13 protein-coding genes and 2 tRNA genes are annotated in these 15303 nt (G+C 45.6%); 8 read left to right on the forward strand and 7 right to left on the reverse strand.

The genetic code is table 11. From position 1 onward, the window contains the following. Positions 1 to 37 precede the first annotated feature (37 nt). Together sdhB and VNM22_08000 are read left to right on the forward strand one after the other, a co-directional pair. Complete coding sequence (sdhB, locus tag VNM22_07995; protein ID HWP47092.1) at positions 38 to 787, forward strand: succinate dehydrogenase iron-sulfur subunit; 750 nt, start codon at positions 38 to 40, stop codon at positions 785 to 787. Between the two features lie 188 nt (positions 788 to 975). Then, positions 976 to 1560, forward strand: coding sequence for a sulfite oxidase-like oxidoreductase (locus VNM22_08000; protein HWP47093.1), 585 nt, complete (start codon positions 976 to 978; stop codon positions 1558 to 1560). 108 nt (positions 1561 to 1668) lie between these two features. Here the strand turns inward: VNM22_08000 and VNM22_08005 are convergent, their stop codons facing one another. Continuing rightward, complete coding sequence (locus tag VNM22_08005; protein ID HWP47094.1) at positions 1669 to 2034, reverse strand: glycine zipper domain-containing protein; 366 nt, start codon at positions 2032 to 2034, stop codon at positions 1669 to 1671. 424 nt (positions 2035 to 2458) lie between these two features. Here VNM22_08005 and VNM22_08010 point away from each other — a divergent pair, with 424 nt between their 5' ends. From VNM22_08010 to VNM22_08030, 5 genes are all read left to right on the forward strand, one after another. Continuing rightward, a complete protein-coding gene (locus VNM22_08010) occupies positions 2459 to 3970 on the forward strand; it encodes an FtsW/RodA/SpoVE family cell cycle protein (GenBank protein ID HWP47095.1) in 1512 nt (503 codons plus the stop codon). Positions 3971 to 4046: 76 nt separating this feature from the next. Beyond that, positions 4047 to 5654 (forward strand): DUF4388 domain-containing protein, encoded by a 1608-nt coding sequence (locus VNM22_08015; GenBank protein ID HWP47096.1) that lies wholly within the window; start codon positions 4047 to 4049, stop codon positions 5652 to 5654. A 111-nt stretch (positions 5655 to 5765) separates the two neighbouring features. Then, on the forward strand, positions 5766 to 6038 hold the full coding sequence (locus VNM22_08020) for a hypothetical protein (GenBank protein ID HWP47097.1): 273 nt from the start codon (positions 5766 to 5768) through the stop codon (positions 6036 to 6038). A 117-nt stretch (positions 6039 to 6155) separates the two neighbouring features. Further along, positions 6156 to 7385 (forward strand): AmmeMemoRadiSam system protein B, encoded by a 1230-nt coding sequence (gene amrB / locus VNM22_08025; GenBank protein ID HWP47098.1) that lies wholly within the window; start codon positions 6156 to 6158, stop codon positions 7383 to 7385. Between the two features lie 10 nt (positions 7386 to 7395). Continuing rightward, a complete protein-coding gene (locus VNM22_08030) occupies positions 7396 to 8508 on the forward strand; it encodes an isocitrate/isopropylmalate dehydrogenase family protein (protein HWP47099.1) in 1113 nt (370 codons plus the stop codon). A 144-nt stretch (positions 8509 to 8652) separates the two neighbouring features. On the opposite strand, the gene VNM22_08035 is transcribed toward VNM22_08030, so the two are convergent. The 3 genes from VNM22_08035 to VNM22_08045 form a co-directional block, all read right to left on the reverse strand. After that, a tRNA-Pro gene (locus tag VNM22_08035) sits at positions 8653 to 8728 on the reverse strand. A gap of 45 nt (positions 8729 to 8773) precedes the next feature. After that, positions 8774 to 9433 (reverse strand): protein-L-isoaspartate(D-aspartate) O-methyltransferase, encoded by a 660-nt coding sequence (locus VNM22_08040; protein HWP47100.1) that lies wholly within the window; start codon positions 9431 to 9433, stop codon positions 8774 to 8776. 41 nt (positions 9434 to 9474) lie between these two features. Then, positions 9475 to 9549: transfer RNA gene (locus VNM22_08045), tRNA-Pro, on the reverse strand. 173 nt (positions 9550 to 9722) lie between these two features. Between VNM22_08045 and VNM22_08050 the strand changes: the two genes are divergently transcribed. Then, positions 9723 to 12029 (forward strand): PBP1A family penicillin-binding protein, encoded by a 2307-nt coding sequence (locus VNM22_08050; GenBank protein HWP47101.1) that lies wholly within the window; start codon positions 9723 to 9725, stop codon positions 12027 to 12029. Between the two features lie 154 nt (positions 12030 to 12183). Here VNM22_08050 and gap read toward each other — a convergent pair whose 3' ends face one another. From gap to rpiB, 3 genes are all read right to left on the reverse strand, one after another. Continuing rightward, the gene (gene gap, locus VNM22_08055) at positions 12184 to 13182 is read right to left on the reverse strand and encodes a type I glyceraldehyde-3-phosphate dehydrogenase (protein HWP47102.1); all 999 of its coding nucleotides are present in this window, start codon (positions 13180 to 13182) and stop codon (positions 12184 to 12186) included. Between the two features lie 161 nt (positions 13183 to 13343). Then, positions 13344 to 14594 carry a serine hydroxymethyltransferase gene (gene glyA, locus VNM22_08060; protein HWP47103.1) on the reverse strand — a complete coding sequence of 417 codons (1251 nt, stop codon included), beginning with the start codon at positions 14592 to 14594 and terminating at the stop codon, positions 13344 to 13346. A 100-nt stretch (positions 14595 to 14694) separates the two neighbouring features. Then, positions 14695 to 15144, reverse strand: coding sequence for a ribose 5-phosphate isomerase B (rpiB, locus tag VNM22_08065; GenBank protein ID HWP47104.1), 450 nt, complete (start codon positions 15142 to 15144; stop codon positions 14695 to 14697). Positions 15145 to 15303 lie beyond the last annotated feature (159 nt).

A 15303-nucleotide genomic window follows, 5' to 3' on the forward strand; every position in this document is an offset into this window, starting at 1 on the left:
TCCCCCTTAACCCTAACCAGATAATAATCCATCGTGCATGGAGACAAAGACGGTATATCTAAAAATTAAACGGCAAAGGAGACCTGAGGAGGCACCCTATTGGGAGGAATTTGAAATTCCTTATCGACCCAATATGAACGTGATCATAGCCCTGCAAGATATTCAGAAAAATCCGGTTACCCGGCAAGGACAGAAGACAACGCCGGTTGTCTGGGATTGTAATTGTTTGGAAGAAGTCTGCGGGGCCTGTTCGATGATCATTAACGGTCAGGTCAGACAGGCCTGTTCGACTCTGATCGATAAACTCTATCAACCCATTGTCCTGGCACCCATGACCAAATTCCCGGTTATTCGGGACCTGCTGGTGGACCGGAGCCGCATGTTCGAGAGTCTAAAAAAAATAAAAGGCTGGATTCCCATTGATGGGACCTATGATTTGGGACCGGGTCCCAGAATGGCCGAATCTGAACGGCGTAAAGCCTATGACTTTTCCCGATGCATGACCTGTGGCTGTTGCCTGGAGGTCTGTCCACAGGTAAATCCCTTATCTGAATTTATGGGCCCGGCTGCATTGGGACAGGTCCGGTTATTTAATACCCACCCAACCGGACAAATGAACCAAGCAGAACGATGGGAAGCTATTATGGGACCCGATGGTATTGTCAATTGTAGTAACGATCAAAATTGTGTGAAAGCCTGTCCGAAAAATATCCCTTTAACCGAAGCCATTGCAGAGCTTAACCGGGACCTGACATTCTACGGTATCTTAGGATTATTGAGGAGATAACCGACTTGACCGGTGTAAGGATTCTAAATATCCAACGACAGATAAGTAAGTCAACCTATCAGAAATTGTAAAAACTGAAAGGATTCCCCTGAATGGCCGATTCCCTATAGAAGCTACAAAGTAAAGAAGAGTTGAATCCTGGAAAATAGGTTCTTCGTACTTTTGTAGTAGATTACCTGTGAAAGACTATGTCTCGAAAAACCACAGATCCCAAACGAATACCTCCGGGCCAAACGGTTACGGAGAAATTTCCTGTACTTCATGTAGGTTCTATTCCAACCTTCGATGAAAAAACCTGGGATTTCCGGGTTACCGGACTTGTAGAAAACCCAATACGACTGACCTGGAGTGAGTTTCTTCAACTTCCCAAAGTAACTATTATCAGCGATTTCCATTGTGTAACGACCTGGAGTCGCTTCGATAACGTTTGGGAAGGGGTTAGTTTCAGATATCTTGCAGATCTGGTTAAGCCGAAACCGGAAGCCCGGTATGTTGTGACCGATGATGGGAGGGGTTATACTGCCAATCTTCCCCTGGAGGTTTTGATGGATGAGGACGTTCTGTTTGCTTACAAACACGACGGTCAGCCCCTAGCCCCTGAACATGGAGGCCCCCTTCGATTGGTGGTTCCTAAAAGGTATGCCTGGAAATCTACCAAATGGGTTCGCGGGGTTCGCTTCCTCCAGGAAGATGAACCGGGTTACTGGGAAGTTAGAGGGTATAGTAATACAGCCGATCCCTGGACAGAAGATCGATTCAGCCAGGGCTGGTAATACAAAGAGGCAGGATATTAGATACACGAGAATACGGGGACAGGGAGGTTATTTCCTCGTCTCCATGTCCTCGCATTGTTTATGACTTATATCCCCGCGTCGGAAATTTTATCGCGGATTGGCGGGTACCCATACCTGATGTTGGGGAATCCACTGACCATTAACCCACTGACCAGGAACTGTGACCCAATAACCAGCCCCGGGGTTGTAAGTAGAATAACCTAAAGTTGGATTACCGTATTGACCGTATCTTTGCTGATCATATTTATCCATGGCATTTCCGATCACAGCCCCGGTTAACCCACCTAATGCCGTACCGATTAAAGTACTCTGTGTATCATGGCCAATGGCCTGTCCAGCCAGAGCTCCAGCCCCAGCACCTATGGCAGCTCCGGTTTCCGTTCGATACCCGGCACAACCCGCCGTCCACAACAAAAGACCTATAACCAGTAAAATTAAACCTGGCTTTTTCATGTTATCTCATCTCCTTTATCTTAGATGCTAGAAAAGCCTTAGCCCAACTGGATCCTTTTAACCCTTGGCTTCTCTAACTTCTAATTCCTATATTAATATAAGCGATTATTTCCAACCCGCAAGGAGTATACCATCCATTGAGATTTATCTCTCCAAACAAGGAAGACGTTGCCAAAATAAAAAAGTTGCAAAAATTCTTGAAACTCTCCTAAAAAAATCTTCAAGGTGAATACGAAATTCCCATTGACAAAACCTATTTTTATAAGGAAAATCCAGGGGTAAAAATCAAATTCATCCACACCTTGTTTCCAGGCCGGAACCTCACAGAGGATAACCGGAAGGATTCAACTCTTTTTCACATTCTTAAGTCAACAACCCGGGGCCCTGCCTGGAGCTGAGAACAGGGAAGAAGGAAAGAATTTGCATGCTAAATTTGGAGTCTATTCCAAGCTCGTTCCATAGCTTTTTTCTGGGAAGTTATAGCCTGACTCTGATAAGTATTTTTTTCTTTAGCTTTATTATATTCTTCGGTCAGGCCCGTTGGATTTCCCGGCTTAAATTTATTTTATTATCGATTCTGGTCTGGTTTACACTGTTTATAGGTTTCTACCCCCTGGTCAGAGATAACTTCCAACTGAATCGTTACTTTGAACTGTACCTGATTTCTTATTTGTTTGCATTTATTTTCATGCTTCACCAGGTCAATTACCGGAATTATGCACTTTTTCCCCTGATAACTTTACTCAACGGAACCGGACTTCTCTTACTCTATCGCTTGAGTTATTTTTCTCATCTGAACACGCAAAAAGAGTTCAGCAAACAGGCTTTATTTTCGGCGGTTGGACTTTTTTTTATGGTTTTAACCACCTGGACCCTTAAGGTAACCCTTCAGGTCGATGTACACAGGGATAGCTTTGCCTTGTTAAAACCCCCCAAACTGGATCTAGTCCTGGGCTGGATCATTAACCACCTGATATTTAATAACTTTGTGTCTTATCACTTCTGGCTCATTATCACGCTTATTTTATTGACAATTCCCATTATCTTTGGAACAGGCATGCGGATCACTTTAAGTGGGGTTCAGTTTCAACCCAGTGAGTTTGTTAAAGTTACGTTTATTTTTTACCTTACCTATCATTTGGTTAAATATCGAGAAAAGATCGGAGGATGGGAAACACCTCTTCGCCAACGGTTAGGATTTCTTATCTTTCCCCTAATAACCTTATCTTTACCTTTTGCTGGTTATGTTCTCCAAAAGGATTTTGGACCTTTGATGCTCTATTCGTTGGTGTTGATGGCCATGTTCTTTGTCGGAACATCTCGGATATTTGAGGTTGCTTTCATCATAAGTCTTTTTACCCTGATTATTTACGTGTATAATACTTTCTCCTCGGTTATCAATGCCGTTATACCAAAATACGCTTCGATTATTGTGGATCGGATCAATATCTGGCAAAATCCCTGGTTGCACACAAAGGGTGAGCAAATTGTTCGTTCTTTATGGGCCATTAAAGAGGGAGGGCTCTGGGGAACAGGCCTGGGGGCTGGACATCCTGAATTTTTTCCTTCTGAGGTTCAGCATGACTTTATTTTTACCTTAATGACCCATGAATTAGGCCTGTTGGGTGGTTTCTTGATCATCCTGGCTTATATTGGTTTTTGTCTTTTGGGGATCCGAATTGCCTTTGCAAACCGTAAAGATTATACCTGGAATGCTAAATGGGCTGAACTTCGACTTATCCTTGCCTTGGGATGTACTTTGATTATTTTTGTCCAAGCCATGATTAATATCGGTGGGGTTATCAATTTTAGCTTGATGACCGGGATCACCTTACCTTTCGTAAGTTATGGAGGGACTTCCATTATGGTGAGTTATATCGTGGTAGGGATATTATTGTTTTGTTCCCTCAGCCGAAGGGAGTTTACTTTCGTTTAACCGTTTGAGAATATTTTTTTCTTGATCTTCGTCTTGTTTACGCCTATTATAATTTATAACCTTAATCAGGAGTTCTATGCTGGATCATAATATCCTCATAGTTGGAACAGATCCCAGTGTGGTCGGTTTACTGAACATCCATCTGGAGGAAGAGGGGTTTTCAGTTTCCATTTCCGATAATATCCCCGATAGTCTTTCTTACCTGGAAAGAAAGAAGTTCGATCTGGTGGTGTTAGATCTTACGGAACTGGGAGCCGAACTTTATCACAGGGTCGGGAGTAATCCTGAAACCGCGGACATTCCTTTTATTTTATTGAATCCCTGGGGGGAAAAAATCTCCTTTACCCCCCGTTCTCGAGATCACATTGTGGAAGATATGAACATGGAGGAGATTGTAGGCAAGGTCAAAGATCTTCTCCATATTACCCAGGAACTGCAAAAATCGAATTCTAAACCGTCTGTTAAAGTCCAGGAACCGGAAAGTGCACCTGCAGAACTTCCCATAACAGTGGAAGATGGGGTTGTGTTTAAAGGATGTCTGGAGAAAATAAGGATCGATGAGATTTTAAGAGGCCTCTCCCTGATGGGAAAGAGTGGTAAACTTCTGGTCACGTATGGAGAGCGAAAGGGCTTTCTTTACTTTACGCAAGGTCATGTGGTCCATGCAGTGACCGGAAATTTAAAAGGGGAAAAGGCGGTATACCGGCTCCTCCTCTGGCATAAGGGACAATTTTTATTTGATCCCCAGACCATCTTAATAGAACAAAACATCCATACTCCCACGGAGACCCTTCTCATCGAATGCTCTCGACGTCTGGATCAATACAAACACCTGCTTACCCAGCTTCCCTCTTTAGAAACACGGATCGAGACGTTATCCCTGAGCCAGCTTAAGTCCTTAAACTCCCAGGAGATGAAGATTTTGAGTATAGCCAACCGTCAGCCGACCCTTCTACGCCTTATCGAGACATGTCCCCTGGATGATGGAATTACCCTTCAGATCGTAGCCCGGTTCTACAAGCAGAAGGTCATCGGTCCGGTAGAAGAAGAGGAAGAAGAAGCTACCCAAGCAATCCCATCCCCGGAACCTACAGCGGCTTTAGAGGGTAACCTGAAAGAGATTAATATTGGGGAAGTCATTCAAATTCTGGTACTAAGCCGGAAGGAAGGAAGGCTTCTGGTTGCCTGGGAGGATCGTAAAGGGGAAGTTTACATCCAGAATGGAAACATTACCTATGCGACGGTCGAGCGTCTCAAAGGGGAGAGTGCCGTCTACCGGCTCCTAACCTGGCGAGAAGGAAAATTTCGCTTTGACACCGGGGTTACCCTAAAGGGTCGTAACGTTCAAAAATCCCTGGAAAGTATCTTCTTCGAAGGTCTGGATATTTTAGAAGAATATAAGCGGTTTATGGAACAATTCCCTTCCCTGACGGCTTACGTGGAGGTTATCTCGGTTACGGGTCAAGAAAAGATCACACCAGATGAGGCAAAGATTCTAAAAGTCGTTAATGAATCGGATACCCTCCAGGATATTATTCACCACAGTCCCTTTGAAGATCTCAAGACGCTCAAAATTTTGAGTAAGCTTTATTCGGATCGTATCATCGGAATAAGTAAAGGGGCACCGGATAAAAAGTCCCAATCGGTTAATTATGATCAAATCGCAGATGATTTGTTTGGATAACTAACCCTCAGTTGTCCGTTGCTGTCGGGCCATGGAGAAAGGCACAGTAAATATTCGCTTCCAGATATGTGAAGTCTCCATGGCTTACTAGATAACGGACCCTAGACAGCTATGTCAGGAGTTGTATCCTTTAAAAAGGGTGAAGAAGGAAGTGACAATCACAAAGTATTGGAGTTAATTTTTGAAACGGCCAGTGAGTTAGTACCTAAAATTGTTGATAATGTAACCAAAACCTTGAATCGTTCCAGTTTCACCATCAAATGCACGGCCGAATATAATAAAGACGATGAGCTGGTGATTAAGGTCAGCGGAGCCTGTTCGCTCCCGACAGAAACCATCGAGCGAAAAGGAGAGATTCTCGAAGGTAAATTGAAGCTATGGTAGATCAATAAAACGTAATGGGTAATGCGTAATAGATAAAAAATGACCGGTTATTTAAGGAACTCTAAGCAGGTGTTACCATTACGTTTTACCTGTTACGTTTTACAGCCTACGTAGTTCATGGATTATCCAAAACTGCGTTACATTAATGCATTCCCCGTAGAGCATGAAGGGCAAAACCTGATTTGTATTCAAGACCCTGCAGGTTTTTGTGAAAAAGTTTTTTTTGTTTCCTATCCCCTTTTTACCTTAATGGCTTTTTTTGATGGTCAGCACTCCATTCGGGATATTCAGGTAGAATACATGCGCCGCTATGGGGAACTTCTCTATAAGGAAAACATTGTGGCGTTGATTAACGAGTTGGATAATCACTTACTGCTGGAGAGTGAGCGATTTGAGGCCCATCGCAAGAAATTAGAGAATGAATTCAGGCAGTTAACGTATCGTCCGGCGGCCCTGGCCGGAAAGAGTTACGAAGCGGATCCCGTTCGTTTGGAGAATCAACTACTCAGCTTTTTTACCTCTCCGGAGGGGCCCGGCCCCATCCCGGAGACTAAACCTTCAAGAACCCTCAAAGGGGTCATAGCTCCCCATGTGGATCTTCGAAACGGGGGACCCTGTTTTGCCTGGGCCTATCAAGAAATCCAGACCTGCTCAGAAGCCGATCTTTTTATCATCTTTGGTACGGCCCATAACCCAACCAGGGGGTTTTTTACCCTTACCACGAAGGATTTTGAAACCCCTCTGGGAACCGTGGAAACCGATAAAGAGTTCATCCAGGAATTGGAAAAAAAATATCCCTACGACCTTTATCAAGACGAATTAAATCATAAAACCGAACACTCGGTTGAATTCCAGGTTGTGTTCCTTCGCTATCTTTACCGGAACCGCCGACCCATCAAAATCCTCCCCATCCTCTGTGGTTCCCTCCATGAACTCATTGTAACCGGGGTTAATCCCATGACGGTTCCGGAAGTGAAGGATTTTATTCAAGCTCTCCGGGAGGTCATCACAGCCCGGTCTTCTAAAGTTTGCATGATCGCCGGAGCCGATCTGAGTCACATTGGTCCCCGTTACGGAGACCCTGAAGCACCTTCCCAGGCTTTCCGTAAATACATTGCCCGGGAAGACCTTTCTATGCTTCAGCAGATCGAACAGCTAAGCCTGGAAGGATTTTTTCAATCTATTCACAAAGATCATAACAAGCGTAGAATTTGCGGAGTGGCTCCGATTTATGCCTTATTGGCTTCCCTGGATGCCTCCCAGGGTAAGCTCCTTAAATATGATCAGACCATCATAGATCCTGTAACGCAATCGGTCGTCAGCTTCGCCAGTATGGCTTTCTATTAAACCCTGGAGGGTGAAAGGCCGTTATTTAAAAGCTATGAACTATCAAATCGCCGTAATTCCCGGAGATGGAATTGGTCCTGAAGTTATTAACGAAGGAATTAAAGTGATAGAGGCTGTTCAGCGCCGTATTCCTGGATTAAGTTTGAAATTTACCCGCTATAAGGCCGGAGCCGACTGCTATCGGGAAACCGGAATTCCTTTCCCAAAGGAAGCTTACAAAGCCTGTATAGAAGCCGATGCAATTTATTTGGGAGCCGTTGGTTATCCCGATGTTCTCATGCCGGACGGGACAGAAATAGCCGGAGAGGTCGTCTTGAAACTTCGCTTCGATCTGGATCTTTATGCCGGGGTCCGTCCCATTAAATTGTATCCGGGTATTGACTCCGTTCTTAAAGGTCGAACTGCAGGGGACATCGATTATGTCATTTTAAGAGAAAACACGGAAGGATTGTACGCTTCCCGGGGAGGTGGAAACCTTTTAAGAGGGGAAGTAACCACCGATACCATGGTTTTGACCCGTAAGGGGACCGAACGGATTATCCGATATGCCTTTGAATTGGCGAAAAAGCGAAAAGGGGCACCTAAGGATGGGAGAAAGCGAGTAACCTGCGTGGATAAGGCCAATGTTCTTAAAAGCTATGCCTTTTTCCGAAAAATCTATCATGAAGTTGCCAGAGATTATCCGGATATAGATCGAGATTATGCCTACATTGATGCCATGGTTCTCTGGATGAACCAGATACCTGAACACTACGATGTTATCGTCACTGAAAATATGTTCGGGGATATCATTTCGGACCTGGCTGCCAGCACCGTAGGCGGCATGGGTATGGCCCCTTCTGGAGATATCGGCGACCATCACGCGGTTTTTCAACCCTCCCATGGAACGGCCCCGACCCTGGCCGGAAAAGGAATTGCCAACCCCCTTGCAACCATCTTATCCGGGAGTATGATGCTGGAGTGGCTGGGTTCCCGGCATCGAGATGCTCAGGCCCTTGAGGCCGCCCAGAAAATTGAGGAAGCCGTTACCCGGGTTCTGGCCGAAGGAAAAGTCCGAACTCCAGATATCGGGGGAAGTGCAAAAACCTGGGAAGTGGGAGACGCCATTGTAGAAAGACTTTGAGAAAAAAGGAGGGATAGGTCATGAAAGAGTTTGTAGCCGTTGTTCTCGGTCTTTTGATGGGGAGTACTATTGTACTTGTCAGTATTTCTATTGGATACCTGATAGCCTCTCACTGAGGAAAGAGATGGGATTAAAAAAAGGGAATCGGGGCGAGAGGATTTGAACCTCCGACTTCTTGCTCCCGAAGCAAGCGCGCTAAACCAGACTGCGCCACGCCCCGATACTTTTTGAAAACAACCAGTACTCTATTTATTTGACCGGTATTCTACGTTTCCCAGCCGTACTTTCCGAGCAGTTTTACAAAGGTACATTGGCAAATCTTCTGGACTTCGAAGGTATCGCCTTTTTTTGTAAAAACCTTCAGGTGTTGTAATAATTTATTTCCAATGGGAATAACCAGTCGACCCCCATCGACCAATTGTTCCAGAAGGGGTTTCGGGAGGTTTGGAGCACTGGCCGTAACGATGATCCCGTTATAAGGGGCATGTTCTTTCCAACCCAGGGTTCCATCGCCAACCTTAATAAGAACGTTATAGTATCTTAAATAATCCAAAATTTTCCAGGCCTTTGTAGCCAGAGAGGGGAGACGTTCTATGGAAAAAACCTGATAAGCCAGTTCTGCCAGAACAGCCGTCTGATAGGCAGAACCAGTCCCGATTTCTAAAATGCGGTCTTCGGGATCTATCTTCAAAGCCTGGGTCATGACTCCCACCATATAAGGTTGGGAAATCGTCTGGTTTTCTCCTATAGGAAGGGGGTAATCATCATAGGCCCGATCTTGAAGTGCCTCCTCTACAAACAAATGCCTGGGGACTTTGGTCATTGCCGCAAGGACTCGGGCATCTTGAATTCCTCTCTGTATAAGCTGCTCCTCCACCATACGTTTCCGTGCTTTTTCAAAATCTACAATGGATAACCCGATCATTTTATCCTTTTTTTTAATCTATCCGGTCCTAAAAGTAAGAGTCGGGGCGAGAGGATTTGAACCTCCGACCACTGGCCCCCCATGCCAGTGCGCTAGCCAGGCTGCGCTACGCCCCGATAGAGTAATAGATTGGTGCTACCTCTGTAAAGCTATTTTAGGGTACACATCATACATTAAGTTGGTATTTTTATCCTGTCAAGTTCTTGCATTCCAAAATCTAGGGAATTAAATTTATTTGTCCGGTAAGATTTAGCTTTACAATTTTGAGTCCCGATGATAATTTCACCTTATGCCCGGGCCGATGATCCGCAAATTTCTGATTGTCTTTTCTATTTTCCTCTCTATAGGTGCAGGGGCGGCGGGAGGTATGCTCTATCTTTATTTACAAGATTTACCTCCCATATCAAAGCTCGAGGAGTTCGAGCCAAGTCTTATTACCAGGGTATATTCCGAAGAAGGGGAGTTAATCGGAGAATTTTTTGAAGAAAGGCGTATTTTAGTCAATTATGCCGATATTCCTAAGAACCTGATCAATGCCACCATTGCCAAGGAAGATCGGAGATTTTATCAACATCACGGTATTGACTTTTACGGAATTGCCCGGGCAGCCCTCGCCAACCTTAAATCCGGTAAGTCTAAAGAAGGCGCCAGCACCATTACCCAGCAATTGGCCCGGGTTTTGTTTTTAACCCCCGAAAAAAGGCTTGAACGGAAAATTAAAGAAATATTGCTGGCCCTTCAAATCGAAAAGAGGTACTCCAAAGAGGAGATTCTTCGTCTTTATTTTAACCAAATCTACTATGGTCACGGGGCCTATGGGGTAGAAGCGGCCGCACAAACTTATTTTAACAAAAGCGTTAAAGACTTAACCCTTGCAGAATGTGCCATGTTGGCGGGTCTTCCGAGATCTCCCAGGTATTACTCCCCCATCCTTTATCCAGAACGGGCCAAACAGCGACGAAAACAAGTCCTTGACTGGATGGTTAAAGAAGGGAAAATCTCAGAGGAAGAAGCCAGAAAGGCTGCGGAAGAACCTTTCAAGCAGAGAGTAGGACCTGTTCAAAAGCAAATCAATAAAGCTCCTTACTTTGTGGAATACGTTCGTCAGTATCTGGAGGATAAGTACGAGAGCCAGGCGGTTCATCGAAGTGGACTCAACGTTTATACCACCCTCAACTTAAAAATGCAGGAAGCCGCAGTGAAAGCTCTACAACAAGGACTTCGGGATCTGGATAAACGGCAGGGGTTCAGACCCCTCAAGCGGGATAAAACGGAGGAGGAATTGAAGGCGGAGCTGGAGAAAATCCGGGAAGAGGAATGGGCTTCACCTCCCGAGATAAATCAGGTTCTTCACGGAATCGTAAAAGACGTCACGCCTAAGAAAGCAACGGTTCAAATGGGGAATTACGTGGGTTCACTACCCCGGGAACGAATAGCTTGGACGGGTAGAACCTTGGAAGCTGTTCTTAAACCCAACGATCTCATTCTGGTCAAAGTCGTGGGAAAAGATGAGAAAACCGGTGAATTTATTCTGGCTTATGATCAAGAACCTCTGGTGGAGGGTGCTTTATTGGCCTTAGATCCCAGGACGGGTGCTATTAAGGCCATGGTCGGAGGTTATGATTTTTATGAAAGCAAGTTCAACCGGGCGACGCAGGCCCTACGGCAACCGGGCTCGGCCTTTAAGCCTTTTATCTATACAACCGCCATCGAAAAAGGATATACGCCCGCCTCTAAAATTGAAGACTCCCCCTTTGTTCTTACTGATCCTCAAACCGGTAAGGAATGGCAGCCAGAAAATTATACCCACCGATACTACGGACCTACCACGCTTCGGGTGGCCCTGGAACAATCCCGAAATGTCGTCGCCGCCAAGCTCTTGATGAAGGTGGGGATCCGTCATGTGATCGATACAGCCCGAAGAATGGGCATCACCAGTGTTTTAAGTCCTTATCCTTCCCTCGCTCTGGGCAGTTCTGAAGTAACTCTGTTGGAAATGGTCTCAGCCTACAGCATTTTCGCCAACCAGGGTATCTTGATGGAACCCATCTTTATAACCAAAATTACCGATCGGAACGGTAAAGTTATCGAGGAAAATATGGGAAGGGCCCAAGAAGTTCTCTCCGAATCTACCGCTGCCATCATGGTTTCTATGCTGAAAGGAGTTATTGAAAGAGGGACGGCTAAAAAAGCCAAAGTTCTTAATCGACCTCTGGCCGGTAAGACCGGAACCACCAACGATTATACCGATGCCTGGTTTATCGGTTTTTCTCCAAACCTTGTCGCAGGGGTCTGGGTCGGGTTTGACGAAAAGAAAAAGCTGGGCAAAGATGAAACCGGAGGAAAAGCCGCCCTTCCTATCTGGATCGCCTTCATGAAAGAAGCTCTGGCCGAAGAACCGGTTGAGGATTTTCCCATTCCAGATAGTGTCAGAGTTGTCAAGATGGATGCAGTATCCGGCCTGTTAGCCAACGGAGCCTGCGAAGGAAATATGGTCCTTCAGGCTTTTAAAAAGGGAACCGAGCCTAAAGAATTTTGTGGTTACAGCTTTGAACCTGAGGATTTTTCTAACGCAACCTCCTACGAAGCGGACTGATCAAAGTATAGAAGTGTGGGAGTGTGGGAGTGTGGGGGTATGGGAGTGTGGAAAGTAAAGTGTTCATACTCCCATACCCCCACACTCCCACACTCCCATACCCCCATTACTTTCCCTAGTCCTTCATGGATAAAATCCATAACTTCCGAGCTTTCTACTGGGCAATATAGAGTAAAAGATCCCGGATTCTACAGGAATACCCCCATTCGTTATCGTACCAGGAAAGAATTTTCACCATATTCCCTCCAATAACATTGGTGGAAGGACCATCTACAATCGAAGAATGGGGATCCCCGTTATAATCCACCGAAACCAGGGGTTCCTTGGAGAAGGCAAGAATTCCTTTCATATCCGTCTCTGCAGCTTTCTGTAAAGCTTCGTTAACCTCTTCCACCGTAACATTTCGACCGACCTGCGCGACCAGGTCTACTAGGGAAACATTGGGAGTAGGTACCCGAATGGCTATTCCGTCCATTTTACCCTTTAGTTGGGGCAGAACAAGGGATACGGCAATGGCCGCTCCGGTTGTCGTGGGTATCATGGAAAGAGCAGCCGCCCGGGCCCGTCGTAAATCTTTATGGGGAAGATCCAGAATCTGCTGATCGTTGGTATAGGAATGGGTGGTGGTCATAAAACCCTTTTCAATTCCAAAATTATCCAGGAGAACTTTTGCAATGGGAGCCAGACAGTTGGTGGTACAGGAAGCATTGGAAATAATATGATGTTTCCTGGCGTCATAGCTCTTTTCGTTAACTCCCATTACCACGGTAATATCCGGGTCCTTAGCGGGAGCTGAAATAATCACTTTTTTCGCACCGGCTGTGAGGTGTTTGGCAGCATCCTCTCTTTTTGTGAATAATCCGGTAGATTCCACCACAATATCCACTCCGAGATCTTTCCATGGAAGTTCGGCCGGGTTTTTTATGGCCGTAACTTTAATTTCTTTTCCGTTAACGATCAGACTATTCTCCTTAGCTTCTACCTGACCTTTAAATTTTCCATGGACCGAATCATATTTAAGAAGATGGGCTAAGGTCTTCGCATCAGTGATATCATTAACGGCTACAAAATCGATCTTTTCATGATCGTAAGAGGCACGAAAGAAATTACGTCCGATTCTTCCGAACCCGTTGATGGCAACACGTATAGCCATAACCTAACCTTCCTATTTAGCGTAAGGAGTATAGGCGTGGGGAAGTGTGGGAGTATGGGGGTATGAACACTTTACTTTCCACACTTCCATACCCCCGCACTCCCACACTTCCATACTCCCATACTTCCATGCTCCCCTACTTCCACACGCCCCTACCGCCTTTATCCTTTGTTAAATTCTGGATATAGAGGAAACTGGGAACACAATTCTCGGACCTCCCCGGCGACTCTCTTTTGCAGATCCACGTTGGTAACATCCTGAAGCACAGCAGCAATCCATCTTGCGATCTGGATACATTCTGCTTCTTTCATGCCTCGCGTGGTGATAGCGGGGGTTCCGATCCGAATACCACTGGTTACGAAGGGGCTCTGGGTTTCAAAGGGTACCGTATTTTTATTAACCGTAATTCCCGCCTGGTCTAAAGCCTTTTCTGCCTCCTTACCGGTTAGATTTTTATTGGTCAGATTGACCAACATCAGATGATTATCGGTACCTCCGGAGACGAGTCGAAATCCATGCCGCTTGAGCTCTTCGGCCATAGCCTTGGCATTTTTTACAATCTGCTCTTGATATTTGCGGAACTCCTCGGTCATGGCTTCTTTCAAAGCCACGGCCTTGGCCGCAATGACATGCATTAAGGGTCCTCCCTGCATTCCAGGAAAAACATTTTTATCGATGATCTGGGCAAATTCCTGTTTGCAGAGAATCATCCCACCCCGGGGACCTCGAAGGGTTTTATGGGTCGTTGTAGTAACAAATTCCGAATAGGGGATAGGACTTGGATGCATCTTACCTACAATTAGTCCGGCGATATGGGCAATATCCGCCATTACATAGGCTCCAACTTCATCGGCGATTTCCCGGAATTTTGCAAAATCGATGATTCGGGGATAAGCACTGGCCCCTACAACGATCAGCCTGGGTCTATACTCCCTGGCCAGATCGCGAACCTGCTTGAAATCGATCTGTTCGGTTTCCTTATCCACTCCGTAAAAAACCACCTGGAAATATTTTCCCGAAAAGTTAACCGGACTCCCATGGGTCAAATGCCCACCGTGGGATAAGTTCATCCCCAGAATGGTATCGCCGGGTTTTAATACGGCAAAATAGACTTCCATGTTAGCTTGAGATCCCGAGTGGGGTTGTACGTTCACATGATCGGCTCCGAAGAGTTGCTTGGCACGCTGAATGGCCAAACTTTCGGCTATGTCCACAAACTCACATCCCCCGTAATATCGTTTCCCCGGGTAACCCTCTGCATATTTATTGGTCATAATGGATCCCTGGGCCTCCAATACCGCCGGGCTCGTAAAGTTTTCCGATGCTATCAACTCCAGTTTCGTACGCTGTCTTTCGATTTCCCGCTCTATAGCCGTTGCAATCTCCGGATCAACTTCCCTTAAAAATTTCATCTCTATCCCTTATCTCTTGTCCATTGTCCGTTTTTCATTGTAGGAGCAAGGGATCGGTCACCTGCCTTACAACGAATCCCGGACTACAGACAACAGATCATCACATATTTTCTTCTATAAGTTTTTCAATTTTTTCTAACCTTTTAGAATGTCGCCCGCCTTCAAATTCCGTACTCAGCCAGATTTTTACCATCTCCCGGGCCAATCCTTTACCCACCACCCGACCCCCCATAATCAAAATATTGGCATCGTTATGTTCCCGGCTCATGCGGGCTGTATAGAGGTCCTGACAAAGGGCTGCCCGAACCCCCTTTAACCTTCCGGCGACAATGGACATACCGATTCCCGTTCCACAAATGAGAATACCCCGATCTACCTCTTTTCTGGCAACAGACCGGGCCACTTTAATCCCGAAATCGGGATAATCTACCGACCGGGTATCATAAGTTCCATGGTCGATAACTTCATGACCTCCCAGCTCTTTAAGATAAGCTTTAATTTCTTCTTTGAGCTCAAAGCCTGCATGGTCACTTCCAATAGCTATTTTCATATTCTAAAGGATACCCACAGCCCTGAGGACTGTCAAGAGTTTTAATCGTTGTCCGTGTAAAAGGACTACAGGGATTGAAACGAGATATACCCGGGTCCTTTTTAACAGGCAAAAGAAGAATTCCCTTTACCTCCCCTACACGCCAGGTCAAGCTGAAAA

It is taken from the genome of Candidatus Limnocylindrales bacterium, from assembly GCA_035559535.1.
Taxonomy (GTDB): Bacteria; Moduliflexota; Moduliflexia; order Moduliflexales; family JAUQPW01; genus JAUQPW01.

What these genes read in the sequence shown, in the direction of transcription:
- sdhB (HWP47092.1), top strand. Translation starts at nt 38, where the DNA reads ATGGAGACAAAGACGGTATATCTAAAAATTAAACGGCAAAGGAGACCT.
- VNM22_08000 (HWP47093.1), top strand. Translation starts at nt 976, where the DNA reads ATGTCTCGAAAAACCACAGATCCCAAACGAATACCTCCGGGCCAAACG.
- VNM22_08005 (HWP47094.1), bottom strand. Translation starts at nt 2,034, where the DNA reads ATGAAAAAGCCAGGTTTAATTTTACTGGTTATAGGTCTTTTGTTGTGG.
- VNM22_08010 (HWP47095.1), top strand. Translation starts at nt 2,459, where the DNA reads ATGCTAAATTTGGAGTCTATTCCAAGCTCGTTCCATAGCTTTTTTCTG.
- VNM22_08015 (HWP47096.1), top strand. Translation starts at nt 4,047, where the DNA reads ATGCTGGATCATAATATCCTCATAGTTGGAACAGATCCCAGTGTGGTC.
- VNM22_08020 (HWP47097.1), top strand. Translation starts at nt 5,766, where the DNA reads ATGTCAGGAGTTGTATCCTTTAAAAAGGGTGAAGAAGGAAGTGACAAT.
- amrB (HWP47098.1), top strand. Translation starts at nt 6,156, where the DNA reads ATGGATTATCCAAAACTGCGTTACATTAATGCATTCCCCGTAGAGCAT.
- VNM22_08040 (HWP47100.1), bottom strand. Translation starts at nt 9,433, where the DNA reads ATGATCGGGTTATCCATTGTAGATTTTGAAAAAGCACGGAAACGTATG.
- VNM22_08050 (HWP47101.1), top strand. Translation starts at nt 9,723, where the DNA reads ATGCCCGGGCCGATGATCCGCAAATTTCTGATTGTCTTTTCTATTTTC.
- gap (HWP47102.1), bottom strand. Translation starts at nt 13,182, where the DNA reads ATGGCTATACGTGTTGCCATCAACGGGTTCGGAAGAATCGGACGTAAT.
- glyA (HWP47103.1), bottom strand. Translation starts at nt 14,594, where the DNA reads ATGAAATTTTTAAGGGAAGTTGATCCGGAGATTGCAACGGCTATAGAG.
- rpiB (HWP47104.1), bottom strand. Translation starts at nt 15,144, where the DNA reads ATGAAAATAGCTATTGGAAGTGACCATGCAGGCTTTGAGCTCAAAGAA.